Source organism: Salinicoccus jeotgali, assembly GCF_055379195.1.
Genome location: NZ_AP043830.1, coordinates 20,677 through 47,248 on the forward strand (window position 1 = coordinate 20,677; position 26,572 = coordinate 47,248).

A 26,572-nucleotide genomic window follows, 5' to 3' on the forward strand; every position below is an offset into this window, starting at 1 on the left:
GAGTTAACGCTTAATGAAGCAGTTTTTCAAAAATCTGCAGTCCCTCCATATCAAACTTGTCATCATCTATGTGCTTTTGATTATCATCGGCATGCAGATCATCGGACTGTACTTCACCAATACGCTTGAGAAGGAACTGATCGGCAATTTCCAGGAAAATATCGAGACGCAAGTGAGCCTCATTGACACGAGGATCAACGAGCTGCATAGGGAATATGGGGATGACAGTGCCCAGTTCCAGGAAGAGGTCCAGACCTTGCTTGCCGATTACGGCAACCGCTCAGAAATAGAAGAAATCAGATATGTCAATTCGGATAATGTCCTTATCGCAACAAGCCGGATTTCAAATGAACTGAGTGTCGGTACAAGGATTGATGCGCCCCTGACTGAGGAATCCATTTCCACCGGTACACGCAACGAGGAAATCTATGTGAACGTGGATCAGGACAACCAGCGCGTGTGGCTGTTGAATCAGCCAGTCATCCAGGAAGGCCAGATACTCGGGGCGATATATACCTCTTCCAATATAGAAGAAGTATATAAACAGCTGCAGGCCATCAACAATACATTCATCATCGCCACAATGATTTCACTCATCATCACGAGCATCCTTGGCATCTTCATCTCGCGCACGATCACCCGCCCGATTACGGATATGCGCAACCAGGCGCTCCTCATGTCGGAAGGGGACTATACGTCGCGTGTGAAGATATACAGCAGTGATGAAATTGGTGAATTGGCAGGCTCATTCAACATGCTGTCTAAACGCGTTCAAGAAGCCCAGGCCAATACAGAGAGTGAGAAGAAGCGTCTGGACTCTGTCATCACCCATATGTCCGACGGCATCATCGCTACGGACCGGCGGGGCCGCATACGCGTCGTCAATGAGATGGCGCTCGATATGATTGGGGCGACAGCAGAAAATACGCGCGGAGAAGATATGCTTGCCGTATTGAAACTGGACGATGAAATGATGCTCGAAGAAATCCAGGAGATGGATGAGAGTCAGCTCCTCTTCTTCAATCATGATGATGAAGAGACGACCATCCGTGTAAATTTCTCGACCATTGTCAAGGATACGGGTTTCATCAACGGTTACATCGCTGTGCTCCATGACGTTACGGAGCAGGAGCGTGTGGATACTGAGCGGCGTGAATTTGTAGCCAATGTCTCTCACGAGCTCAGGACGCCACTTACATCCATGCGGAGCTATATAGAAGCCCTGCAGGACGGCGCTTGGCAAAATGAAACGCTCGCCCCCAAATTCCTTGGTGTGACCCGTGAAGAGACAGACCGTATGATCCGTCTGGTTGAAGATCTGCTGCAGCTTTCCAGAATGGATAATGAAGCGGAAGAACTGTCCAAGGAAATTGTAGATTTCAATCTGTTCCTAAACCGTATCATCGACCGCTTCGAAATGACCCATAAGGATGAAGTCGAATTCGTGCGCGACATCCCGGATACCGCTGTCTTTACAGAGATTGCGGTGGATAAGATGGGCCAGGTACTCGATAACGTCATATCGAATGCCATCAAGTATTCGAGCAAGGAAAACAAGAAGGTCGAGTTTCATGTGAAACAGAACCGTCTATACAATCGTCTGACCGTGCGGATAAAGGATAACGGACTGGGTATACCCGCAAGCAAGGTAGATCGCATATTCGAAAGGTTTTACCGGGTCGACAAAGGCCGTGCACGTAAAATGGGCGGAACGGGACTTGGGTTGGCCATATCAAAAGAAATCGTCGAAGCGCATGACGGTAGAATATGGGCAAACAGCGTGGAGAATCATGGTACAACAATTTTCATCAACCTGCCGTGTGAAACGCTGGAGGAGGCGGATTGGGATGAATAGGGAAAGACTCAAATCTACAATTCTCTTTCTTCTCGTCATCAGCAGTGCCATCCTGACATATATGGTATGGAGCTATCAGCCGGAATTTTCGCAAGTCGATACATCGATCGAGTCGACTTCCAACATCGGCCAAGGAGAATCACTCGAATTCGGCAGTGTCATGCGTGCCTATCAATTGATATGGGTAGACGGCAATTCAGTGAAGGGAACAATCAAGGAGGATGCGGTAGTCGGTGTACGGGAATTCCTGAAAGATACAGAAATTGAGAACATTGATATATACAATAATATGAACCGTCTGACACCCGATGTTAAGGAAGACGGGGGTGAAGAATTCCTGATTGTGGACTACCCATCCGAGATGCCGTCCAAATCACTGTTCCAAGTGCTTGGGTTCTCCTACGAAGGTGCCCTACCCGACTACAGTTTTGATCGGATTATAGTAGACATTGCTTCTCCAAAAGTCACTTTCTATATGTTGAATGAAGCATTGGAACAAGTAGCCGTCGCCGAGACGGACATCGACAGCAGCTACCTGTTGTCGATCGTGGAGGAATATGAAGATTCCTTTGAAGATTACGTTGGCATCATCACTAATCAGAAAACCTCGAACAATAAGACTGCCATCTATGGGCCGGAAGCTCCGGGTGCTGTATCCATTGAGCATTTTCTGATGACACAGATCGGCATCGATACGATGAACGATATCCTCTTCATGGGAGATGAAATCGAAGTTAATAAAAACGATGATGTGTATGTCTATGAAGGGACCCATAACTTATCGACATATAACCCCAACACCTATAACTTCGTCTATACAAACCTCGATGAGTCGCTGTCATCGAATCGTAACTCGCATCAGACCATCCAAAGAAGCTTCGATTTCCTTAACTCGCATGGTGGTCTTGAAAATGAACATATGCTTTTCGATTATGAAGCGGATGGTAATGAGTCGACCTATCGTTATACCTTAAATGGATATGCAGTGTTCAGTGATGAAATATCAAGTGTCGTTACGACCAAATACGGTAATAATGCGCTTTTTGAATATCAACGTCCCCTACTCAATATCAGTGCAGAAGTACCGAATGATGAAATGAAGTCTCTCGCAAGATTGGAAGATGTCCGTTATCAGATTGCATTGAATGAGGATTTGGATCTTCAGAAAGTATCGAAGATCACGATTGGTTACGATATGCAATTTTCAGATGTGCAGACTGAGCTCAATCTGCTGCACTTCACGCCACAATGGTATGTAAAGTATAATGACGAATGGATGCGGTTCAACGAAGGAGGCCTCCACTGATGGATTGGAAGCTGACGAAATCCCTCTATATCCTGGTCTTCCTACTGATCAACATCGGCCTCATCATGATGTACTACAATAAGCAGCAGGAAGATATCCATAAGATAGAAAACCGACCCAATATTCTTGAAGAAACGAACATAGATCTATCACAAGTGCCTGAGCACGAGCCGCGCAAGTTGAATATACTGTCCGCAGTCAGGGCGACTTTTACAGATTCTGAGGAGATAGAAGCTGAAACGGTCGAAACGACAAATGAAGGGTATGTTTTGAAAAACAGTTTTGAAGCCGGAGAGAATGCCCCTGATATGACGCCTGATGAATTGAAAAACCACAAAGCCGAAGAAGTTTACAGAGGTTCGGAATACGAGTATGATGATGTAATGAGTGACGAAGGTTATATGCTGTTCAACCAGTATTATGAAGACCTACCCGTCTTCAATAGTGAAGCGGCTAGACTGCTTTACAGAGGTGAAGGCAAACAGGCCATGGAATACGAGCAAGGCTATCTGAAAAACATCAGCGAGAATGAATATACTTCACCAGTGGCTGTCCGTGATCCTGAAAAAGTCGTCGCGAGCCTTTATACTGACGAACGAATCTCTGGAGAAGCGGATATAGAGGATGCCCGCCTTGGATACTACATCATCTTAAATGACGGTGATCAAGTGCTCCTCAGGCCGAAATGGAGATTCAGCATAAGTGACCAGGGCGTCGATAAGACGGTATATGTAGATGCCATCAGCGAGACAGAAGATATTATTGAAAGAGAGTGAACAGAATGAAGATGAGCGTGTTAGCCAGCGGCTCCACGGGAAACAGCACGTATCTCGAAACAGAACAAGGCAGCCTGCTCATAGATGTGGGACTTTCATGCAAGCGGACGGAGGAAGCGTTAAATTCACTGGGCACCTCCCTTAAGAATGTTGATGCGATACTCATTACGCACGAGCACAGCGACCATATCAAAGGTCTGAAAGTCATTTCCAAAAAGTATGGCATTCCGGTCTATGCGAATGAGAAAACATGGCAACGCATCGAATCGAAGGATATTCTGGTAGCGAGTGATAAGAAGTTCCACTTTAATCCACTGGAGGAAAAGGAACTCCTCGGGATGGACGTCCAGTCGTTCAATGTATCCCATGATGCAATCGATCCACAGTTCTATACATTTATGCAGAATGACAAAAAACTTTCAATCATCACCGATACAGGTTATGTCTCGGATCAGATGAAAGGCATTATAAAAGATAGCGACTGCTTCGTCTTTGAAAGCAACCACGACGTAGATATGCTCCGGATGTGCAGATATCCATGGATGACCAAGCAACGCATACTTTCCGATGTCGGACACGTCTCCAATGAAGATGCAGCGCATGCGATGAACGACGTTATAACGGACCGTACAAAGCGCATATATCTGAGTCATCTGAGTCTTGATAATAACATGAAAGAACTTGCTAAAATGAGTGTCGAACAGATATTGAACCATTATGACATCGATACGGATAATGATATAACGATAAGCAATACCGATAAAGCAATACCGACAAAGATCTACCAAATATAAAGTTATACACACAATTATGAAAAAAGATGTGCATAACCTATGATTATTGTGGATACTTTATAATAATTGTGGATAAGTAAACAGTCAGTTGTGTAAAACTGGCTGTTTTATTTATATTTATAGAAATTTAATGATTATAACCCCCTTTTATGTATAATAATTAATTAAATCATGTGGATATGTGGGAAAGTTGTGTATAAGCATGTGTATTATCTAAAAAACGTTAAAACTTGCTAATAGATATGCACATGTGGATAGTTAAATTCCGCAGGTATACTAGTAGTTGAAAGATACGGAAGGAGACATAAAATGAAGATTACACTGATTACCGTAGGGAAGTTAAAGGAGAAATACTGGCGGCAAGCGGTCGAGGAATACAGTAAACGCATAAGTGGCTATGCTAAACTCGAACTGATTGAGATACAAGATGAAAAAGAACCAAACAATGCAAGTGATAAAGATATAGAAATCATAAAAGACAAAGAAGGGCAAAAGATCCTGAGTAAAATCAAAGAAAACCAGCATGTCGTCACGCTGGAAATCAAAGGTAAGACCTATACCAGTGAAAATTTGGCGAAAGAATACCAAAGGTGGATGAACATCGGTAAAAGCGACGTAGTATTCATCATAGGCGGCAGCAACGGCCTCGGTAGAGAAGTTCAGAAACGTTCCGACCAGGAAATCAGTTTCGGTTCCCTCACCTACCCGCATCAAATGATGAAAGTGATGTTACTTGAGCAGATATTCCGGGTTAATAAGATTATCAGGAATGAAGCATATCATCGTTGATGCGGTTTTTAGACTAATGTTTGAGAATAAGATAAATGATATAATAGTTTAGATAGTTAGCATTTCGAAAATTTTATGCCCCACGTTCAGGAGGACTCATGAGAACTAATAGTATACCTTTTAATTTTTATAGTCATGTGGCATGTTTATTTCCAGGTAGTATATTATTAGCTTATATTTTATACACATTGGATAGATATTTTTATCCTGAACTAAGCGATTATTTAGTTCAGTTAAACACGTTTTCTAGTATTTTACTAATCTCTATTTTAATTATTGGATCTTTTATAAGCGGCCACATATCTTACTCCATTTCTAAATTAACATTTGATCATTTGCCATTTGAATACTTTAAAAATAAAGATAAATTTTTGAGTTATTCAGAAGAAAAGCAAAAACAGATAATAGAAGCGATAGGTTATATATATGGTTCTGAGACTAAAGGAGAACTAGAGGAACTTCATAATGAGTATAAAGAGAACAAGATATCAGGTGAAAAATTCGGTTTAAAAAATTATTGCTATGCAATGGTAGAGAGAAAAGAAGCAAAACATGATATGTTTGTTGGATTAGCTGATTTCTTAAGAAGTATTGCATTTCTATTTGCTTTACTTATAATTTTTTTATTTCTAGAATTTGTATCGACTCAATTTCAAAATTTTAATTTCGACTTAGTTAATTTAATAAAATCGATTATTCTGGTAGCAGTTGCCATTTGTTTTTTATTATCTTTATATAATCGATCTAAAAGGATGAGGCAAGCTGCTGACAGTTTAATTTATTCACAATTCTTATTTGATTCTAAGATGTTAAATAAGAGAAAAGGTGATGATTAAATAATTATCTGTGACCTGAGTTCCTAATGTGGATCATGAGAGATTTAACGGGAGGGAAACATGTCTTACATCAACTATGGCAATACAAAAATGTATTATTCATTCTATAGACAAAATCGTAAAGACATTAGAGTGGTTATAGATTTAATAAATAAGATTGTTGCTTTTGTACCCGAAACAATGTCAGAGGATAAGATTCATCAGACATTATCTAATAAGGCCCAATGGATATATACAAAGGTTCAAGAATTAAATGAGATACAATCTAATGTCTCTCCTAAAGAGTTTGTGAGTGGAGAAAAACTAACGTATCTAGGAAGACAATATCGATTGAAAGTATACCGAGAAGCAGTAGACAAGACATCATTTACTTTTAGACAAAGTCGGTTCTTTGCGGTTGTTCCTTCAAACTGGGCGCAAGAAAAAGTCCAAGATCGATTAGAAGCACATTTGATCGAATGGTACCGTAAGCATGGGTTGAAGAAAATACAAGAGCGTGTTGCTTATTATGAAAATATATTAGGTGTTCGAGCTCAATCGATTCAAATGAAGACGCAACATAAGCGTTGGGGGACATGCACGCCGGAAGGTAATATTTATATCAATTGGCGTATTGCTATGGCGCCTATCAAGATCATTGACTATATAGTGGTTCATGAACTGGCTCATCTACGTATACCAGAACATAGTGACGCTTTTTGGAAGCTTGTGCGTTCGATTCTTCCTGATTATGAAGTATCAAAAGAATGGTTACGCGTGCACGGTATGGAACTGTACTGTGTGGGACAAGAAAAGACATAACATCCATATCAAATTTAACGGACGTTATGTCTTTATTTATCTGTAGTGTATTTCACCTAATTCAATGATTTGGCGGGTTACATTTTCGATGTCTTTGCTTGGGACCGCACTCGCACGGAGTTGTCTTTTGATTTTTTTACGGATTTCTCGCTTAATATCCTCTTTATCGACCCAATCTACAACAGCTTCTGTTTCTATAATTTCTGTGATGAGTTCTGTTAAATCTTTTATCCCTTCTTGTTCCATGCTTTCAGGCGTGAAAGCATCTATCAGTTGATAAAATGGAAGATGTCTGGCTTCTTTTAATCCGACATTATCACTTTCATTTTCCATGTTCATCAAGTCTTCGCGCATTTTATAATACTCATCCAACAGTTCCTCAATGGTCAATTGTCTTTCTTTACGGAGCTCAATGAGTTCTTCCAACCGCTCTTTAATAGATGTATACATAATTGGATTCTCATCCATTTTGATCCGGATCTCATGCTTGATCGCATGTTCCATTTCAGCGGCTTTTGCCTCTGGTTCTTTCAATTCATCTAACTTATCTTCAAATTGTGGGTTCAAAATATTGATGGGTTCGAACAAGATTTGTGGGGTCGTTGCATATAAATATTCCTCAATCAGTTCTCTTACTTTCCCCCCACAATCTGAAATATCCATGGTACCATCATCGATATAGTATCGTGATTGTGATAGTTGGCGTATCTTACCCAGCCACTTTAAGTCATCGACATATTTTTTAACTTTTGGACTCGGCATGACCATATCCATACTTTCTGAAAACTTCTTAAACGCCGTATCAAAAGAGTGTCTGACATCTAATGGTTCTAAAACTTTTAAGTTCGCTTCAAGATTATCCTTAGGAATATGATCAAAAAACTGCATTGCACGTCTATGGCGGGACTGTAAGCGTGGGATCTCTTCATCTACATGATGCATTGCGCCCTTAATATCTGATTCATGGAAAATTCCAAGTGCCTCTTCTAAGAAACGAGATATACCATAGTAATCGACAATAAGTCCATGCGTCTTCTTGTTATATTTACGGTTTGTCCGTGCGATTGCCTGAAGTAAATTGTGCTCTTTCAATGGCTTATCTAAATACATTACTTGTTCAATCGGTGCGTCAAATCCCGTGAGTAGTTTGTCACATACAATTAGAAAGGATAATGAATTCTCTTCCATCGGTTGTTTAAATCGATTAATGGCTTCTTTTTCTTCTGATTTGGACAACGTATATCGATGTAAAAATTCAGGGTCATTATGTCCACTTGAAATAATCACTTTGGATTCATAGTCACTTAGCTCATCTAGAAATTCTTTATAAATTGCGGCAGCTTCACGTGAAACAGTGACAATCTGTGCTTTGAAACCATTGGGGAAGATATGTCGTTCGTAATGTTCAATGATGTCTAAAACGACTGTTTTGATTCGTTTGCGTGATGCTGTAATGGCTTCTTCTGTCACATATTTTTGTTTAATACGCTCTTTATCTTCATCGGAGTATTCCCGGAAGTGTCGATCGAATAAGGTATCAATTGTTTCGCCTTGTACATGTAAATCGACTAATCGTGCTTCATAGTAAATAGGCACTGTCGCTTCGTCTAAGACTGCTTGTTCAATCGGATATTTATCGATATATGTACCAAATGTTCTTACTGTGCTTTTGTCTTCTTTATCAATTGGGGTCCCTGTGAATCCAATATAGGTCGCATTCGATAGTCCGATACGCATATTCATTGCGAGTGAACTGTACTGTGAACGATGGGATTCATCTACTAGTACAATGATATTTTCATCCTCTGAAAGCAATGGATATTCTACCCCGTCTTGTGTCTGGAACTTTTGAACGAGTGTCATGACCGTCGATCCAGGTCCTTGTTTAAGCAATGTCTTCAGTTCTTCAACTGTTTCTGCTTGTGCGGGATTTGGAAAGCCGCAACGCTGGAATGTTGCCGTAATTTGTCGATCTAAATCTTGGCGATCGGTCACGACGACGATCACTGGGTTTTTAAGGGCAGATACACGGCGTAACTTCATGGATAAAAATACCATGGCAAGCGATTTTCCAGACCCTTGTGTGGCCCATACGATCCCCCCACGTGCTTGCGGGTGTTCGCCTACGAGTATACGTTCGACCGCTTTATTGACCGCACGGTACTGCTGATAGCGTGCCATTTTCTTAATGACACGGCCATCTTCCGGTTCATAGACGATAAAGTTCAGAATAATATCGAATAATCGTGATTTTTCAAGAATTCCTACAGATAGAATATCTTGCGCAGATGCATTTTCTCCAACTGCGTCTACTGTTAAGGGATAAGGCTCTTTCCATGTAGAATAATGTTGAACTCTCGCACCAATGGTACCTACTTTCGCTCGGTCATTACTTGTCGATACTAAGAATTGATTATAGTAAAAGAGTGGCTCATTTTCTTTTTGATAGCGCAGTAATTGCGTAACCCCTTGTCCAATTTGTTCGTCAGGTGGTAAACGTGGACTTTTACATTCAATAATAACGAGTGGTAGGCCATTGATATAGATTATTAAATCGGGTCGATTCGTGATATTAGCATGCGTGTAACTCATCTGATTCGTGACTATAAACTCATTATTGTCCAAGTTGTCGAAATCGATGACTTGGACCGTATAATTTTTTCTACCGCCACCGAGATCTTGCATGATGGACATTTTATTAATAAGGATGTCATGAAAGGATTGATTGGCTTCCATAAGACTTGTTGCTTCCAAGTGTGTGATGCGACGAATCACTTTATTTAAGTTATTGTCATCCAACCATGGATTGAGTCGTATAATGGCATCTCTTAATCGATCCATTAACATAACTTCAGATTGAGATGTCCGTTCTGATTGGAGTTCCTGACCATGAATATAAGAGTATCCCAATGATTGAAGGTGTTCGATCATTCTCTGTTCTACTAGCATATCCTCATTCCAGTGTTCTGACATAGAGTGTCCTCCTCTCTTAATTGTCTATAGTAACACGTGTTTTCCCTGTTAACAGTTGTTGCATGAGGCCTTTTTTTAAAGCATTTAAAGAATCTAGCCTAGACTGTTCTTTGTTTATTTTTTCATCTACATTGTTTAGGATATCTGCGATTTTTTCTTGTTCCTCTAAAGAAGGAAATGGTATAAGTAAATTATTAAAACTTTTTTTTGTTATGTGAGGTTGTGCACTCCCAACTTTATATTTTGCAATGTACTGTGAAATGATTTTTCCTTTTAATAAATATATCCAAAAATTATGGATAATATTATTCTTTGATCTTAAAATTAGCATTGCTGAATTAATACGAACATTATCAAAAGGTATTTCATCTGAATAATATGCAATATTCCCTAAAGTTCCTCGTGAAGTCATTACAATGTCATTTCTAATCAATTTTCCATTCTTTAATTCATCATCTTTAGTTTTATTTATAAATTTTATATTAGAAAAACAAAAGCCATTACTTGTCACATTTTTTGTATTCAAAAAAAGGCAATATCCATTTTCTTTAAAATCGGATTGACCAGGATAATTTTTACCACGATCTCCATCTATAGTATTGAAAATATCTTTTATTTTAACTATATTCCAAGACTTAGGTATTTGACTAACTGGACTATCTTTAAACTCAGTATGCCCAATCCCTTTAGTGAGCAATTCTTGCATCAGCCCACGCTTAACAATTTTGGTTTTCTCAATGATTCGCTCTGTTTTTTCAATCGCTTCATCGACAGAGGAGAGGATGGCTGCAATTTTTTGCTGTTCTTTTAATACAGGAATAATAAGCTCGATTTTTGAAAATAAACTTTTATTAATTATAGGTACTGCGGTTGTACCGGCTAGCGTCTTTATATAGTCAGATTTATATAATAATGAATAATATAAAAAGTTGGGGTTATAACCTTTATTTGGGAGTATTGAATTAATTTGTTGATTTGTCGTACATTCCATACTTGAAATAGCTATTTTACCAATTGAAGCTATGCTAGTGTACATCACGCTATCTTTTGGTATTATTCTATTATCATTAATAACACTCTTATTTACGTATCTTTTGGTTGAGTAAATGTACTTAGTTCTATTTATATCAGTTGGAGATACAAAAGGCAGTGTCCCTAGCCAATTTTTCTCCTCTTCAGTTTTAGGTGTAGAACCAGTTACTATTCTCCCTAGCTCACTTAGTTTTTTCTTTTTCCATCCTGGAGGGGTTGTTAAAAACTTATCCACTATATCCCAACTCCTTCAAGTACCCGTACATCACTTTTTCGATCTCATCACGTTCAGCTTCAAGTTGTTTCAAGTCATTCAACACTGCTTGAACATCAACTTCCTCTTCCTCTTCAGTTGTGTCAATGTAACGAGCGATATTTAAGTTGTAGTCGTTCTCTTTAATCTCTTCGATATCGACAACACGACAATATTTTTCTTTATCTTCCCAGTCTTCATAAGCTCTTACGATCTTTTGTATATCTTCATCACGCAGTATGTTTTGATTTTTCCCCTCACGGTAATCCTTCGAACCATCTAATATAAATGTCTTTCCTTTATGTTCCGGAACTTTATTACGATTAATAATGAGGATACATGCTGGTATGCCAGTACCATAGAATAGACTAGCAGGCAATCCAATAATTGTTTCGATCAAGTCTTCTTCTAATAAACCTTGACGAATTCTACCTTCTGCTGCGCCTCGGAATAACACACCATGCGGCATAACAACGCCAGCTTTCCCTTCATGATTAAGCGTTGCAACCATATGCTGTACAAATCCAAAGTCACCTGCGTTCTTTGGTGGGATACCAAATCTAAAGCGTCCGTATTCATCTGATTCTGCCTCTTCACGTCCCCAGTTTTTTAAGGAGAATGGCGGATTGGCAATTACACGGTCATATAAGAGTAACTCTTTACTGTCACCTAATAACTTAGGCTCACGAATTGTGTCTCCACGTTCAATACGATGGTCACTTAATCCATGTAGCAACAGGTTCATTTTACAAATGGCCCATGTATTTAAGTTACGCTCTTGTCCATGGAGTGAGAGGTTTCTTGGATTGCCTCCTTGGGATTTAATATAGTCGACCGACTGGATTAACATTCCGCCTGAACCCACTGTCGGATCACAGACACGCATCCCTTCTTCAGGTTGAATTAAATCAACGATGAGTTTAACGACTTTAGATGGTGTATAGAATTCTCCACCCTTTTTACCGGCATCATCGGCAAATTGCTTTATTAAATACTCATATGCCCGACCTAACATATCTGGCTCTGATAAATTCGCATTGCTTAAATCAATGGCAGAGAAATGCTGAATCAATTGTAATAATAATGAGTCCGGTAATTTCTCTTTGTCGTTAAAGTCTATATTCGCAAGCACTCCAACAAGAGAGCTATTTTCTTCTTCAAGTGCTTCAAATGCTTTGTTGATAGTATTACCGATATCGTGTGTTTGAATTTGAATATGATTCCAACGTGCACGTTCCGGAACAAAAAATTGATGTTCATCACGGTCATACCATGCGTAATCGTCATCTTCATTTTTCTCTACTTCTTTCGCGTGTTCGACAAAGACATCACTTAAACGTTTTAAAAATAGTAATCCAAATATGTAATTTTTATAATCTGAAGAATCAATTGAGCCTCTTAAAATGTTAGCTGATTGCCATAGATGAGATTCTAGCTGTGGTAAAGTTAATTTCGTCATGTCACTACTCCTCTTCCTGTACCGTATAGTTACTCTTAATATACCAAAAATATACAGGGCTCGTATACGAATACTGATTAACATATTAGATAAGTAAGTGATGGACACGATTTATTTCGTATAACTATCATTGCTATAGGCTTATAAGTTTAAGTGGTTACAAAGATGAAAATGGTATTATAGATGTAATTAATACAACTACCTCATTAGAGAACTCGAGGATAAATTTAAAGAATTCGAAAAAGATGCTAACTAAAATTGATGCTATAACCTGCTGCATTGATCAGAAATACAATCATGATATAGAATGTCGCTTGAAAATGTATTTACTACTTCCTTTTGGAATTATATAACGTAGTCAAATTTCCATATTACATCCACTATTATCTACTTATTTAGTGAAATATATCAGGTATAGTAGAAATGAGAGTTTTTCTCCTTGCATAGAAGTACATATTTATAGACATCTAGTAAATAAAGTAGTATTAATATAGGAGACAGTCGTTTAAGATTCGATTATTCTCAAGTATTTACTTAATAATTTAATTGCGGGGATGATATATAAAATGAGTACTTCACGTACAAAAAGACAAGAAGAATTTTTACTGTCATTTAATGAATTACATAAATTTTTACAAAATGAGCTAGCAGTGGAATTCTTTAAAAGTAAAAGAGGCAGAAGTAAGGAGTCCGATCATGAGATCACATTTTCAGAGTGTATACACACGATTAATGAAAGATATAAAAATACGTCGTTAGGACAATATGTGGATCAATTACATCTCATCAATAATTTTCGTAATACAATTGTCCATGACTATACAAAAGAATTTTATGATATTGCTGATCCCTCTGATCACACCATGGAGATCATACGGAAAGTTTATAATTATTTTGTTAAACCGACTGCAATTAAAAAGTATATTAATGATAAAAAATATGGGGAACCGATTACTCTTAGCTCCGAAACAGACCTAAGTAAAGTATTAAAATTAATATCAAAGTATAAGTACTCGCAGTTTCCAGTTTTTGATAAAGATACGCTGAGAGGAATGATCACAGATACCGGCATTACAAATTTTATTGCAAATAAAAATGATGAGGGAGGCATTATTTTTGAGGATGAAACTGTTGCTGACTTAATAAAAGATGATGCTGGTTTTGAAGAGAATAAGGATTCGTATACGATATTGTATGTTGAAGATGAACTCTACCGCGTCATAGATGCTTTTGTAAATATAGAAGCTTTGAATAAGTATGTACTCATCAGTAAATCAGGAAGTGAAACTTTTAGAACAAAAAAAGATCTAATTGGGATTTTCACTGCTGCTGATATCACTGAAATTATGTATTATCTTAATAATAATTAATTGTATTGCGTTATCTTTCTTACTTGATAGATTGATCAATAATATAAGTACTTCAAATATACAAAGTCAACGCCTATGTCATTCTAGCATCGACTTGTTTCAATTGATATTATCAATATACAATCATGAAAAGAAAATTCTATATCAACTATTTAATCAAACATTAAAAGCATCATATGAAGGGTTGGATTGAGTGCGTTGAAATTACCGCGCTCTTTCTTACACATAGGTGTTTAATGTTTTACAAGACAATTCGTGAAGCAGAAGATGTATCTACTTTAAAAATTGCATACCAAAAAGTATAGTCGCTCATCATGCAGATGAACGGCTCTTTCTTATGTCTTCAAATTCTTTTCTTATTTCAGTTAATATTTTTGAATAAGAATGCCCTAATGACCATTTATCATCATTTTCTGATCCCAATATATAGATTCTTTCAAACGATATTTCTATATAATCAATTTCTTTAGCTATATCATCATCAAGTAAATGATAAATTTCATACAAAATTGGTTGGATATACTTCATATACTTATCTCCATATAATTCTGTTCTACTAGTATGATGGTCCCACTCGCTTACCATATGAGTGCTGTTCAAATGAAGAATCTTGCTGTATGCCTTTATTTTAGTTTCCTGATTCTTTTTGTTTTCTTCATATTTCATTTTTTTACGTTCAAATTGTTGTTGTTTTTCCATGCTTTGTTTTTGAACTTTATATGTAATGAATCCACCTACAACTACCCCTAGAAGAGAAGCTACCAAACTGCTACTAAAGATACTGTTCCCAATCTCTATTATCCCTTGACAAGTCATTGCACATCCGCCTTCCCTCTCTACATTTTACCATACTAGTAGGTGAAAGCATTTTATCTCCATATAAAAGTATGTAGTTGAGTTTGAACCAATTTTGAAGTTTATTTAATGAAAAATACAAAAGAAATAATAAACTTGCGAATAAAAAGGCGCAGTGTGTATCCAAAATAATAAGAAATATGTTATCGAATAATGTAAAAGATAATACTGTTACATGAATTGATCTTCAAGCCACAGGGACACACGATCGCGGGTATGAAAATGCTCATATATTAAGAATTCATCATGTCATCGCAAAATACATGAACTAAATCTTGCTTTGAATGCACAAAGGTTGGAAGAAAATAGAAGAATATCAATATATGAATAATAGATGTGGTACTTTAGAACTAGGGTGATAATATAAACGTCAGTAAATAGGGAGAGATAATGTGAAGAAAGCAATATCTATTATAATTGGCCTCTTCATTCTTAATGGATGTAGTGTTGAAAAGGCAAGTCAGATAGAAAAAGAGGAGAATACAGTCTCTACAGATCAAAGCTCAAAAAAGGAATCAACACTAAATGAGGCGAGCACAGATGAAGAAAGTGTTGAGGTACATGACGACATAGAAATGTCAGTAAAAGAGTACACATCGGAAGAAAAACAAATGATGACGGAAGAATTTTTTAATTGGGCGGTAGATCGTGCAAAAATAGGCAACCTAGCCGTAACAACTTTATACTTTCAACATGGTGCAGCCGGAAGGGGTGATTGGTACGCCCTAACACCAGATGGACAAGTTCAAGTCCAAAATCTTGATAATCCCGGATTTGAGAGTTTTGATATACATGCTATCGGGGGTGTCGTATTCTATACACCTTTAAGTGGTGACTATGGAAGAGATGAAACGGCTCCCACACCTGGAATTGCAGAGGGATACAACAGATTAGCTGTAGAAAACACGAACATACATAAGTACATGCTGGCAGATAATGGTGTTGTATATGAACTGATTGGAAAAAAAGAAAATGTAGGATCATCTACAGGTTTTGGTGAATATGATGATGATGGGACTGTTGGGTCTCTCAACCCGACCGTTCAATTTATAGTATCGAAAGATCAGGATGCACAAAATGAATGGAGGAGAATACTGAATAAGTATTAAGTAGAAAAGAAACTTACTTTAATGCTTCACTCATTCATTGATATGAAGTATTAAATGAACTAATGGGTAGTTTCTATGTGACTTGACTCATTCTTTATATTCATAGCTATTAAGATAGAAAGGTTGCTATTGGCAACCCATCAATTAGTTACATGGGTGATAAGCAACTATCTAGTCTATTTTGTAAACTACAATTATAAAGTAGTAGATTTAGAGTAGTTTTCTACTTCAATCTAATTTTAGGTGCTTTAAATAACCAATCAGTAAATAATATATAGAATTTTCAGTAATATATAAAGGTTAATAAAACTAGAAGGTAAAGCGATTTATAAAGAGAGAGCGTAAAATATCTTGTGTAAATGAATAAATAGAAAAAGGAAGCCCTTTTCTTGTAGAATTAAGTCACCACAACCAATTCATAGAAAAGAGGCCTCCCCTATGACTCAGTTTACAACAGATATCATGCAGGCTCTAGTAAAAAAAGAAGACATCTCCGAAGTTTTCCGTACGCATCTGGAGACGGCGGTCAATACGCTCCTTCAGACAGAACTCTCTGCTTTCCTGGATTACGAAAAATATGACCGTATCGGTTTCAACTCCGGGAACTCACGGAACGGCACCTACACCCGGACCCTCCATACGGAATATGGGAACCTGGAGCTGTCGATGCCCCGGGATCGTAATGGAGAATTCAATCAGCAGACGGTCGCTCCGTATAAGCGTGCGAACGATACGCTGGAATCCTTTGTCATCCATATGTTTCAAAAAGGCGTCACGATGTCGGAGATTTCGGATCTGATTGAGAAGATGTATGGTCATCACTACACGCCTCAGACCGTTTCCAATATGACGAAAGCGATGAGTGAACAGGTGGATGCGTTCAAGCACCGTCCGCTGGCTGCACGCTATGCCTGTATCTATCTGGATGCGACCTACATCGCTCTCAAACGCGACACGGTCTCCAAAGAAGCCGTCTATATCGCCGTGGGCATCCGGGAGGATGGATCGAAAGAAGTGCTGGCCTATACCGTTGCCCCGACAGAATCTGCATTTGTCTGGGAGGAGGTCCTCCAGGATGTCAAAGCGCGTGGGGTCGAAGATGTCCTTCTATTCATCTCTGACGGTTTGAAAGGCATCACCGACCGGATCTTTGCGGTCTTTCCAGACGCCCGGTACCAAGCGTGCTGTGTACACCTGTCCCGTGGCATCTCCCATAAAGTGCGTGTCGCTGATCGGGCTGAAATCTGTGACGACTTCAAGTCAGTATACCGGGCAGAGAGCCGGGCATCGGGCGAGAAAGCGCTACAAGCTTTTGTCGACAAATGGAAAAAGACTTACCCGAAAGTGACACAATCACTGGCATCCAATCCCTATATCTTCACCTTCTATGACTTCCCAAAATCCATTTGGAGAAGCATCTATTCAACGAACCTCATCGAATCATTCAATAAGAAGGTGAAGAAATACAGTAAGCGCAAGGAGCAGTTCCCGAACGAAGATTCATTGGACCGTTTCCTGGTCTCACAGTTCGAAATCTATAATCAGAGCTTCTCCACCCGTTGTCATTTGGGATTCGACCAGGCACGGGCAGAACTGACGGCGATGTTCAAAGAATAGTCGCACGGTGATTACATACGAGAAAAGATTTTATCTATTTACACATAATTATTGACGGTCTCTATAAAGAAGATTGTATCCCTTAGGTTTGGTATATTATTTTGCTATTACGCTATCGATACCAAATGTATATCCGATGTCTTAACAATTTATAAGGAGAATGAAGTGAGATGAGAAGAAGTCGATTACGAAAACAGATAGGACCAACTTGTGGAATATACGCTTTTTTAAATGGTCTTTCTTATAATACAAGATTAGATGGAAAAAAAATTAATGATGTTGCATATGAAATTTATAAAAATTTCGTTTGTCAAAATAAGCTAGACAGTTCCTTTTCACCCATGTAACTCAAAAAGACTTCCAATGGTGTCCGGTAGTTCAATGATTTTCTCGGTATGTGGTTTCTTCTTGAAGCGACAGACGAGACAAATATCTGATCGACCGTGTTGAAATCCATGTCTTTGGGCAGTCCATCCTTTCTGAGCAGGCCATTGGAATGTTCATTCAATCCCCGTTGAGACGGTGTCCCTGGGTCGGCAAAGTAGATGGACAGATCGTTCTGGTTGCTCATCGATTGCCAGTTGGAGAATTCCTTACCACAGTCGAAAGTGATGGACTTGAACAGGTTTCTGGGCATCTCTTGACACCACGTATTGATGGCAGACTCGATTGCCTGTGCCGTCCGGCCTTCAGGCTTCACAGTCAATTGGCATCTCCTGCCGACCGACAATCACATCCGGTGTCCAGCCTTGCGCCACCTGCTTTTCAACATGTTTCTGCTGATCGGTCGGTAGAACAATCCGTTTTCTACCACACCGGCTTTTGTTTTCCTTATAGCGCCGATAATACTCCAGCGCAGTGTGCCCGTCCTTGAGATATGCGATGACATTATGGACCGTCTGACGGGCACGCCCAATCCGTTTCGCAATCTGTGAAGTCGGGGTCTCTTGATGGAAATAGGCTTCTATGATTACTAGCTCGTCCGTGGTAATATGGGTGTAGGTCATGCGTGATCACTCCTATGATTTTCTTTGGTCGGAAAACTCATTTTGAGTGTATCACGCGTGACCCTTTTTAGGTGTCTAGCTTAATTTTACAATCGGCGAAAATATAAATTTTCACCTAATAAGAATAGCAAAGATGAATATAATTTAGGAAAAAAAAGTAAAGAGCAAAAAGTACCATTAACTTATATTGGTGAATTTTTTGATATCGCAAAATTACATGCTTTTCTACAAGGAGTTGAAGGAATAGAATACTTGAATAGCAAAAATATAAAGGGAGTCTCATTAAGTACGCTAGATTGCTTAGATGAATTTGATTTTAAGAATGGATTCTTTTTATTTCTCTTGCCCCTAAATGAAGTCCCTTTTAATTGTGTAAAGCAAAGAGATAATGTTGCTCATTGGATAACAATAGTCGATAAAGATAGAAACGGTGATTTTAAAATTCTTGATAGCAGTAGTTTCTTTATAGAAAAAAATATGAAGAAAAAGGATTTGAAAAATGCTACAAAAAAACTTAAAAGTTTTAATTGTTTCGTTTGTCAAAATAAGCTAGACAGTTCCTTTTCACCCATGTAACTCAAAAAGACTTCCAATGGTGTCCGGTAGTTCAATGATTTTCTCGGTATGTGGTTTCTTCTTGAAGCGACAGACGAGACAAATATCTGATCGACCGTGTTGAAATCCATGTCTTTGGGCAGTCCATCCTTTCTGAGCAGGCCATTGGAATGTTCATTCAATCCCCGTTGAGACGGTGTCCCTGGGTCGGCAAAGTAGATGGACAGATCGTTCTGGTTGCTCATCGATTGCCAGTTGGAGAATTCCTTACCACAGTCGAAAGTGATGGACTTGAACAGGTTTCTGGGCATCTCTTGACACCACGTATTGATGGCAGACTCGATTGCCTGTGCCGTCCGGCCTTCAGGCTTCAAGGTGATAATGACCTTAGACAGGCGTTCAACCAGCGTGATGACGGCACTCTTGTGGCGGACACCGACGATGGTATCTCCCTCGAGATGGCCGAATTCTTCATTGAACGCCGGGTAGTCAGTTGTTCTTTCAGAGATGTTTCGCCTGAAGGCCTGTCTGCCCCGGCGTTCCTGATGGCCATTTGGTTTTCGCTTGCCTTGCATCGGCAGTGTGGCTACATCAAAGGTTTTTCGTTTGAACATTCGATACAGTGTACGGCCCGAGCAGTCAATTGGCATCTCCTGCCGACCGACAATCACATCCGGTGTCCAGCCTTGCGCCACCTGCTTTTCAACATGTTTCTGCTGATCGGTCGGTAGAACAATCCGTTTTCTACCACACCGGCTTTTGTTTTCCTTATAGCGCCGATAATACTCCAGCGCAGTGTGCCCGTCCTTGAGATATGCGATGACATTATGGACCGTCTGACGGGCACGCCCAATCCGTTTCGCAATCTGTGAAGTCGGGGTCTCTTGATGGAAATAGGCTTCTATGATTACTAGCTCGTCCGTGGTAATATGGGTGTAGGTCATGCGTGATCACTCCTATGATTTTCTTTGGTCGGAAAACTCATTTTGAGTGTATCACGCGTGACCCTTTTTAGGTGTCTAGCTTAATTTTACAATCGGCGTTGGAATGAATATAATAGGAAACGGCGAAAAAAATTTCGTCAACGGAAGGCTTTGATAGAAGAAATTGAACACAATTTAGAAAGTAAAAGTGAGTTTATCAATCAACTTGAGGAAGGAGGGATAATTAAAATCAGTAATGATAAGTGTCTTATGGTGAAAGTTGAATTGCAGAAAGAAACTGAGTAGAGAGGGAAAGTATTAATAATGGATTTTATAACTCGGTTTGTCAAAATAAAATATACAATACCCTACCAACTATGTAATTTAAAAGCATTAGTTAAATTGTAAGATCTCAATTAAATTAGAAATATAATGAAGCATTGTAACAGTAGCATTTTCTCTTGAACATTGTGGCGGTGAGGAGATGTACTCACATTTATTTAGACTGCTTTTAGATGTGTTTAATTTAGATAAAGGGGATAAATGTAAACTCTTATGACTTTACTATTATAGAGCCATAAGAGACAACCATTTAGTAATCAGTTATGATTCATCCCATTTACCTTTGTATCAAATACATTTTTCCAATAATTTTCTCTTTCAAGAATAATTTCACTTTTGGTTCTTGTATCAAAAATCTCTAGAATAGAATACTGAAAGTATTTTTGAATATGCTCCTTGCCTTTATTTAAAAGAATATTATTGAATTCTTTATTGCCTCCTGTCAAGTTCTCCAAATGTGCATAGCCTGACCATCGTTGCCATATGCCATCAGTGTTTCCGGAAGCAGAACCAATATATAGTTTACCATTACTTTTGTCCGTAATTACATATATCCCTTTAACATAGCTAAGAGCGGATTTCCAACTAGGGTCTTCTCTTAAAAGAACTTGTTGCATTTCTTTATGGTTCATACGGACATTTTGATAACCAGGAAAATGTCCTAGTTTAATATTAGGCGCAATTTCGTATACTTCAGGGTTCAATTGATCTTGAATAGTATGATAACGACGATTATAAACATCTCTACCAATAGGCTTTTCAATCTTAATAATTAATCTTTTTATATATTCTTGATAATCTTTCATTAAAGTCAATTCATAACCTATATCATTAAAAACTTCAGGGAGTTTCTTTTCAACTTTATAAAGTCCACCAAATGCAAAATACTCTGGTCCATAAGGATAATATTGAGCCATAGTAATCAAATATTCAGCATGATTAAGATTATTGTTGGACTGTTTCGTCTTCCAACTATTCATAATGAGCCATTCCGGATCATCCTCTAATAGTAGATCCCAGGCCTTTAAGGTTGGATCAGCGGGATTCATATTGAATTTTATTTTCGTACGTGTATCATTTGGAGTTTTAATAAAATCTGATAATTTTATCATTTTTTCACCTCATGTTTTTTCATTTCACTAATACTATGTAAATTATATATCTTTGTCAAAATATTTTGCAATATGGAAACGTAGTAACAGTTATGACTATGTATAAAGAATCACTGCACTCATTCATAGAATAAATTAATAAAAAATCGCATCATAAACTGATACGCTGAAAGTTATCATAAATAATTTCAGCATAGAGTGGTGAGGTTGGAGACTATATCAAGGTATAATATTTCATTATCTAATTTATTCGTGCCTCTACCAAATTCACTACAAACTTCTGTTAGTTAGATAAAAAGATTATCGAACTGAGGGCTTCGCAACACTATCGTATGCTTAAATAATTTTTATTGTGGCAGAATGAGCACTTACTATGGAAAAGATAAATTCATCGAAACTAAAGGAGTCTCTATGACACAAAATAAGGTTCATTCATCCAAATCAAATTCATCAAGTCCCACGCTTAGGGATCCTCAAAATGTACTAATCATTTTAGGGATTCTGGTTGTGCTATTGGTCACTTATCTTGCCTATCAAGCCTCCGGTTTCGAATCCGTGCTTTTGTTTTGGGTGGGTGTCCTAATTGGGTTTGCCTTATTTCATGCCCGTTTTGGTTTTGCAGCTGTTTACCGTCAAATAGTTGAGACTGGAAATACAGAGCTGTTGCGGGCACATATGTTTATGTTAGGAATCGCAACTACATTATTCGGTTTTATCTTAATGTTTGATATCAGCGCATCCCCAAATATGACTGAAGGAGCCCTTTCACCTATCAGCATTGGATTAGTAATCGGCGCCTTTATTTTCGGCTTTGGGATGGAGATGGGAAGTGGGCTTGCGCCGGCTTCTTTTTATACGGCAAAAGGAGGACGGACAGCCTTACTTTGCACCTTGTCCGGTTTTCTGTCAGGAGCTGTAATTGGTGCCTATCATTTTGGTTTCTGGAATAAAACTCTTCCTTCTATTCCTAAATTTTCCTTGGCTATCGATACAGGTCTTGGCTATGTCGGTGCTTGGGGGATGCAGGTTGCGATTTTCGCGATGATTATTATACTCTCATATTTATATAAGAAGAGGAAAAAACCGCGCTTACTGCCTGCACTCCCAACTGCTGTCGGATGGAAGAGAATTATTTTTGGGTCTTGGCCGCTTTGGGTGGGTGCGCTCGTTCTTGCTGTTCTCAATGCTGCTGTTTTTATACTTCAGGGAGAGCCTTGGAAACTTACGGCTGCCTTTACACTATGGGGATCCAAGCTATTGATGAATCTTGGCATCGATGTAACGCAATGGGAGTATTGGGTTGCAGAGGAAAGAATTCCCGCTCTAATAGAACCTGTCATGATGGATTCAATGAGTGTACTTAATTTCGGTGTTGTGCTTGGCACATTTCTTTCCTTAACACTTGGTGGAATGATTCGTTTTTCTAAAATCGCAATTCATCTTGCTATTTTGGCATTTGTAGGAGGTTTGCTTATGGGATACGGGGCCACCATATCTTTTGGTGCAAACATAGGTGCTTATTTCAGTGGAATTGCTTCTTTTAGTCTGCATGCCTGGATCTGGGCAGCAATGGCAATTATGGGGGTTTACGCAGCCTATATGGTTGGAAAAAAACCCAATCTTGCATCTAAGTAGCGAGGAAAATAATATTTAAGTAGAAAATTATAGTCGTTGTACACTATAAAAAATGATAACAATACAATATTCGATAAGAAATTCTTAAAGGTATGTATATTTATTATTACCATGCATTTATCAAGGCGATATTTTTACTGAGCTTATTCAAGATATGCGCTATTAGCATTAAGAATAAGCTTTTTTAGTTTATCAGATTACTATTTGAACCCTTATTCAATGCAAAGATGTCATTTAAAGAATTGAAAATGAATCATCTTTAATGCCGTCATTGATAAATTTTCAAAAAAATCAAAAGGATGATACAATTACTGTAATTTATGAAAAGATGTGGGGGGTAAAATTATGTCTGATGAAAAACAATTCTCAAGAAGAGATTTCTTGAAAACAACAGGAATTGCTACTGGTGGTATTGTGGGTGGAAGTTTATTAGGTGGTTTAGTCGGTTTTAATATCGACAGCGATGTGGATGTTAATGAAGGTGTTAAAGATAGTGACACGGGAGGCTCAACAGAATCTGAAGACAAGTTAAATATCCCAGATCAAGGACGTATTTTTTTCAGTAATGACGAAGAGTTTGAAACTATTGAAGCAGCAATGGAAAGGATATTTCCAAAGTCTGATATTGGCCCAGGGGCCAAAGAACTTGGAGCAGCATATTATTTAGATGGACAACTTGCAGGGGCGTACGGTTTAAATTCTAGAGAATATATGCAGGGTCCATTCTATGAAGGAAAACCCACACAGGGTTATCAATCCAGTTTGAACAGAGCATCATATTTCCGACTCGGGATTGAAAAACTTCAAGACGAGGCAAAACAACGTCATGATGATTCTTTCAGTAAATTAGATGGAAAACAACAAGATGATATCTTAAAAGATTTTGAAAAAGATGAAGTAGATTTCGGTGTCCCTAGGAGTACAGCTACTTCGGGATTCTTCTTTAAATTATTACGTGAAGCTACATTAGAAGGCGTATATTCCGATCCTATTTATAGAGGAAATAGAGGTATGGCTGGATGGAAAATGAAGCAGTTCCCTGGTCATCAACATTCCTATTTAGATGTCATCGATAGTGATGGATTTGAAGATATCGAACCTAAACCTAATTTTAGCTAAGTATTTAATTATTTAGGAGGTTTACAAAATGGTAAAAGAATTGGACAAAGTTGATGTTGTGACCATAGGCGCAGGATGGACAGGCGGTATTATAGCAGCGGAAACTTCAAAAGAAGGTTTAAAGGTAAAAAGTTTAGAGAGAGGCCCCTATCGTGACACAGATGATTACCAGCATGTGCATGATGAACTAAAATATGCTCAACGCTATGAGTTGATGCAAGATACTTCAATAGAAACATTGACGTTTAGAAATAATCCTGATGAACGCGCACTACCTGTACGTCGTCTAGGTTCATTTTTACCTGGTAATGGACGAGGCGGAGCCGGTACACATTGGAATGGTCAAACTGATCGATATATGGCTTATGATTTTAAAATAAAAACTATGACAGAAGAAAAATATGGTGAAAGCAAACTTGGTATAGACTCTGGATTGCGTTACAGAGACTGGGGCATTACATTTGATGAGATGGAGAAGTATTATGATAAATTTGAGAAAACAACTGGGATAAGCGGTGAGAAGAATCCGCTGGGTGAGAAACGTTCTAATCCTTATCCGAATCCTCCAATGGTTAAGACTCCAATTTTAGAGAAGTTTGAAAAAGCTGCTAATGAATTAAAATTAAACCCTATTATGATGCCTTCTGCTAACATGTCACAGAATTATGAGAATCCTGATGGTGAAACTTTAAACCAATGCCAATATTGTGGATTCTGTGAACGTTTTGCATGTGAATATGATGCAAAAGCAACACCAGATGTTACTGTTTTGAGAACTGCAGAAAAAACTGGCAATCATGAAGTCCGATATAACTCCAATGTGACTGAAATAGTTACTGACAAAGAGGACAATGAAAAAGTGACCGGTGTTAAATTTATAGATACTGAAACACGTGAAGAGTTTTTCCAACCAGCAGATATAGTTGTATTAACGAGTTTCTTATTCAATAACTATAAGTTACTTAGAGTTTCTGATATTGGAAAACAATATGATCCTGAAACAGAAGAGGGTACACTTGGCAGTAATTATTGTTATCAAACGGGTTTGGGTGCTACTGGTTTCTTTGAAGAAAAGTTTAATACATTCATGGGAGCAGGCGCTCTCGGCATGCTTTTAGATGATTTTAATGGAGATAACTTTGACCATGATGATCTTGATTTTATTCACGGGGGCTCAATCCATTTCACTCAAACAGGTGTCCGTCCTATTCTAACGAATACAATTCCCAAAGATACTCCTCAATGGGGCGAAGAATTTAAAGAGGAATCAATTAATAATTTTGCCAGAACTTTGACGGTTTATACAATGGCTCATACTGGGCCACACAAAAATCACTATTTAGATTTAGATGATACTTATAAGGATGCATTCGGTAACTCACAAGTAATGCTTACTTATAATTGGACAGAACAAGATAATGCAAGGAACAAATATCTAACAGAAAAATGCAAAGAAATTGTAGAAAAAATGGGTGCAAAACATATAGAAGTAGAAAATGATGACCTTGGTGATTATGATATTGTACCTTATCAATCAACAAATATTTCAGGTGGTACTCCAATGGGTACAGATCCTGATAATAGTGTGGTGAACACATGGTTGCAGCACTGGGATCGTGATAATCTATTTGTGGCAGGATCCAGCACTTTTGTGCATAATTCCGGTAATAACCCGACTGGAACGGTAGGTGCCCTCGCTTATCGGTGCGCAGAAGGAATAATAAATTATTATAAAAATAAAGAGAGACTAGAAGATTAAGCTACAAGAATGATTAGCTTATCAATATTATAATTTTTTATCCTAAATTATAATATCCTTTTTACTTAAAATTGAACTGATGGTATTTGAAATGTGAGGTAAGCAAATTAATTGTCAGAAAAGACATTTAATGATAGCGTTTACATTAAGCATGATATGCTAATAACACCATGATTTCTAAAATATAACGCTTCATTAATTCATTACTTTCAAACAGCGTAGTATTTGTTGCTTAATTATTCTATATTTACAGGCAGTTTTGTGCGTGTAAATCGGAATTATTAACATGTTGAAA

At 38.2% G+C, this 26,572-nt stretch carries 20 protein-coding genes and 1 pseudogene; 14 read left to right on the forward strand and 7 right to left on the reverse strand.

The annotated features are described in order from the left end of the window. Positions 1–13: 13 nt before the first annotated feature. The 7 genes from walK (at position 14) to ACZ43I_RS00125 (ending at position 7,157) form a co-directional block, all read left to right on the forward strand. Entirely contained in the window at positions 14–1,855 is a 1,842-nt protein-coding gene (gene walK / locus ACZ43I_RS00095) for a cell wall metabolism sensor histidine kinase WalK (RefSeq protein ID WP_344701930.1), read from the forward strand. After that, on the forward strand, positions 1,848–3,161 hold the full coding sequence (locus tag ACZ43I_RS00100) for a YycH family regulatory protein (protein ID WP_344701928.1): 1,314 nt from the start codon (positions 1,848–1,850) through the stop codon (positions 3,159–3,161). The genes walK and ACZ43I_RS00100 overlap by 8 nt, the downstream gene beginning before the upstream one ends. Next, complete coding sequence (gene yycI, locus ACZ43I_RS00105; RefSeq protein WP_464761617.1) at positions 3,161–3,937, forward strand: two-component system regulatory protein YycI; 777 nt, start codon at positions 3,161–3,163, stop codon at positions 3,935–3,937. Before ACZ43I_RS00100 ends, yycI begins: the two co-directional genes overlap by 1 nt. Continuing rightward, positions 3,934–4,731, forward strand: coding sequence for an MBL fold metallo-hydrolase (locus ACZ43I_RS00110; RefSeq protein ID WP_425568299.1), 798 nt, complete (start codon positions 3,934–3,936; stop codon positions 4,729–4,731). Before yycI ends, ACZ43I_RS00110 begins: the two co-directional genes overlap by 4 nt. A 309-nt stretch (positions 4,732–5,040) precedes the next feature. Then, positions 5,041–5,520, forward strand: a complete 480-nt coding sequence (rlmH, locus tag ACZ43I_RS00115) for a 23S rRNA (pseudouridine(1915)-N(3))-methyltransferase RlmH (protein WP_344701924.1) — start codon at positions 5,041–5,043, stop codon at positions 5,518–5,520. Between the two features lie 98 nt (positions 5,521–5,618). Beyond that, positions 5,619–6,356: a hypothetical protein gene (locus tag ACZ43I_RS00120; RefSeq protein WP_344701922.1), complete on the forward strand. Its 738-nt coding sequence runs from the start codon at positions 5,619–5,621 to the stop codon at positions 6,354–6,356. 60 nt (positions 6,357–6,416) lie between these two features. Then, entirely contained in the window at positions 6,417–7,157 is a 741-nt protein-coding gene (locus tag ACZ43I_RS00125) for a M48 family metallopeptidase (protein WP_344701920.1), read from the forward strand. 36 nt (positions 7,158–7,193) lie between these two features. On the opposite strand, the gene ACZ43I_RS00130 is transcribed toward ACZ43I_RS00125, so the two are convergent. From ACZ43I_RS00130 to ACZ43I_RS00140, 3 genes are read right to left on the reverse strand one after another with little or no spacing between them, the layout of a single operon-like run. Then, positions 7,194–10,130, reverse strand: a complete 2,937-nt coding sequence (locus ACZ43I_RS00130; RefSeq protein ID WP_344701918.1) for a type I restriction endonuclease subunit R — start codon at positions 10,128–10,130, stop codon at positions 7,194–7,196. A gap of 16 nt (positions 10,131–10,146) precedes the next feature. Next, entirely contained in the window at positions 10,147–11,397 is a 1,251-nt protein-coding gene (locus ACZ43I_RS00135; protein ID WP_344701916.1) for a restriction endonuclease subunit S, read from the reverse strand. Beyond that, positions 11,390–12,874 carry a type I restriction-modification system subunit M gene (locus ACZ43I_RS00140; RefSeq protein WP_344701915.1) on the reverse strand — a complete coding sequence of 495 codons (1,485 nt, stop codon included), beginning with the start codon at positions 12,872–12,874 and terminating at the stop codon, positions 11,390–11,392. The genes ACZ43I_RS00135 and ACZ43I_RS00140 overlap by 8 nt, the downstream gene beginning before the upstream one ends. A 566-nt stretch (positions 12,875–13,440) precedes the next feature. Between ACZ43I_RS00140 and ACZ43I_RS00145 the strand changes: the two genes are divergently transcribed. Then, positions 13,441–14,244, forward strand: coding sequence for a CBS domain-containing protein (locus tag ACZ43I_RS00145; protein WP_344701913.1), 804 nt, complete (start codon positions 13,441–13,443; stop codon positions 14,242–14,244). Positions 14,245–14,556: 312 nt separating this feature from the next. Here the strand turns inward: ACZ43I_RS00145 and ACZ43I_RS00150 are convergent, their stop codons facing one another. Beyond that, positions 14,557–15,060, reverse strand: a complete 504-nt coding sequence (locus ACZ43I_RS00150) for a hypothetical protein (protein ID WP_344701911.1) — start codon at positions 15,058–15,060, stop codon at positions 14,557–14,559. A gap of 431 nt (positions 15,061–15,491) precedes the next feature. Here ACZ43I_RS00150 and ACZ43I_RS00155 point away from each other — a divergent pair, with 431 nt between their 5' ends. Continuing rightward, on the forward strand, positions 15,492–16,208 hold the full coding sequence (locus ACZ43I_RS00155) for a hypothetical protein (protein WP_344701909.1): 717 nt from the start codon (positions 15,492–15,494) through the stop codon (positions 16,206–16,208). A 438-nt stretch (positions 16,209–16,646) separates the two neighbouring features. Then, the gene (locus ACZ43I_RS00160) at positions 16,647–17,825 is read left to right on the forward strand and encodes an IS256 family transposase (RefSeq protein WP_372909181.1); all 1,179 of its coding nucleotides are present in this window, start codon (positions 16,647–16,649) and stop codon (positions 17,823–17,825) included. A 310-nt stretch (positions 17,826–18,135) separates the two neighbouring features. Here ACZ43I_RS00160 and ACZ43I_RS00165 read toward each other — a convergent pair. Then, a pseudogene (locus tag ACZ43I_RS00165) lies at positions 18,136–18,832 on the reverse strand (IS30 family transposase). A gap of 252 nt (positions 18,833–19,084) precedes the next feature. Between ACZ43I_RS00165 and ACZ43I_RS00170 the strand changes: the two are divergent. Next, on the forward strand, positions 19,085–19,408 hold the full coding sequence (locus tag ACZ43I_RS00170) for a hypothetical protein (RefSeq protein ID WP_464761621.1): 324 nt from the start codon (positions 19,085–19,087) through the stop codon (positions 19,406–19,408). Here the strand turns inward: ACZ43I_RS00170 and ACZ43I_RS00175 are convergent. Both ACZ43I_RS00175 and ACZ43I_RS00180 read right to left on the reverse strand, forming a co-directional pair. Beyond that, entirely contained in the window at positions 19,372–20,331 is a 960-nt protein-coding gene (locus tag ACZ43I_RS00175; RefSeq protein ID WP_380710055.1) for an IS30 family transposase, read from the reverse strand. The two genes, ACZ43I_RS00170 and ACZ43I_RS00175, sit on opposite strands and share 37 nt — an antisense overlap. Before the next feature lie 578 nt (positions 20,332–20,909). Next, positions 20,910–21,764 (reverse strand): GIY-YIG nuclease family protein, encoded by an 855-nt coding sequence (locus ACZ43I_RS00180; RefSeq protein ID WP_344700753.1) that lies wholly within the window; start codon positions 21,762–21,764, stop codon positions 20,910–20,912. Between the two features lie 411 nt (positions 21,765–22,175). Here ACZ43I_RS00180 and ACZ43I_RS00185 point away from each other — a divergent pair, with 411 nt between their 5' ends. From ACZ43I_RS00185 to ACZ43I_RS00195, 3 genes are all read left to right on the forward strand, one after another. Beyond that, positions 22,176–23,399, forward strand: a complete 1,224-nt coding sequence (locus tag ACZ43I_RS00185; protein ID WP_344700752.1) for a YeeE/YedE family protein — start codon at positions 22,176–22,178, stop codon at positions 23,397–23,399. Positions 23,400–23,744: 345 nt separating this feature from the next. Further along, complete coding sequence (locus ACZ43I_RS00190) at positions 23,745–24,518, forward strand: gluconate 2-dehydrogenase subunit 3 family protein (RefSeq protein WP_344700751.1); 774 nt, start codon at positions 23,745–23,747, stop codon at positions 24,516–24,518. 28 nt (positions 24,519–24,546) lie between these two features. Next, entirely contained in the window at positions 24,547–26,277 is a 1,731-nt protein-coding gene (locus ACZ43I_RS00195; RefSeq protein ID WP_344700750.1) for a GMC family oxidoreductase, read from the forward strand. The last annotated feature ends 295 nt before the right edge of the window (positions 26,278–26,572 follow it).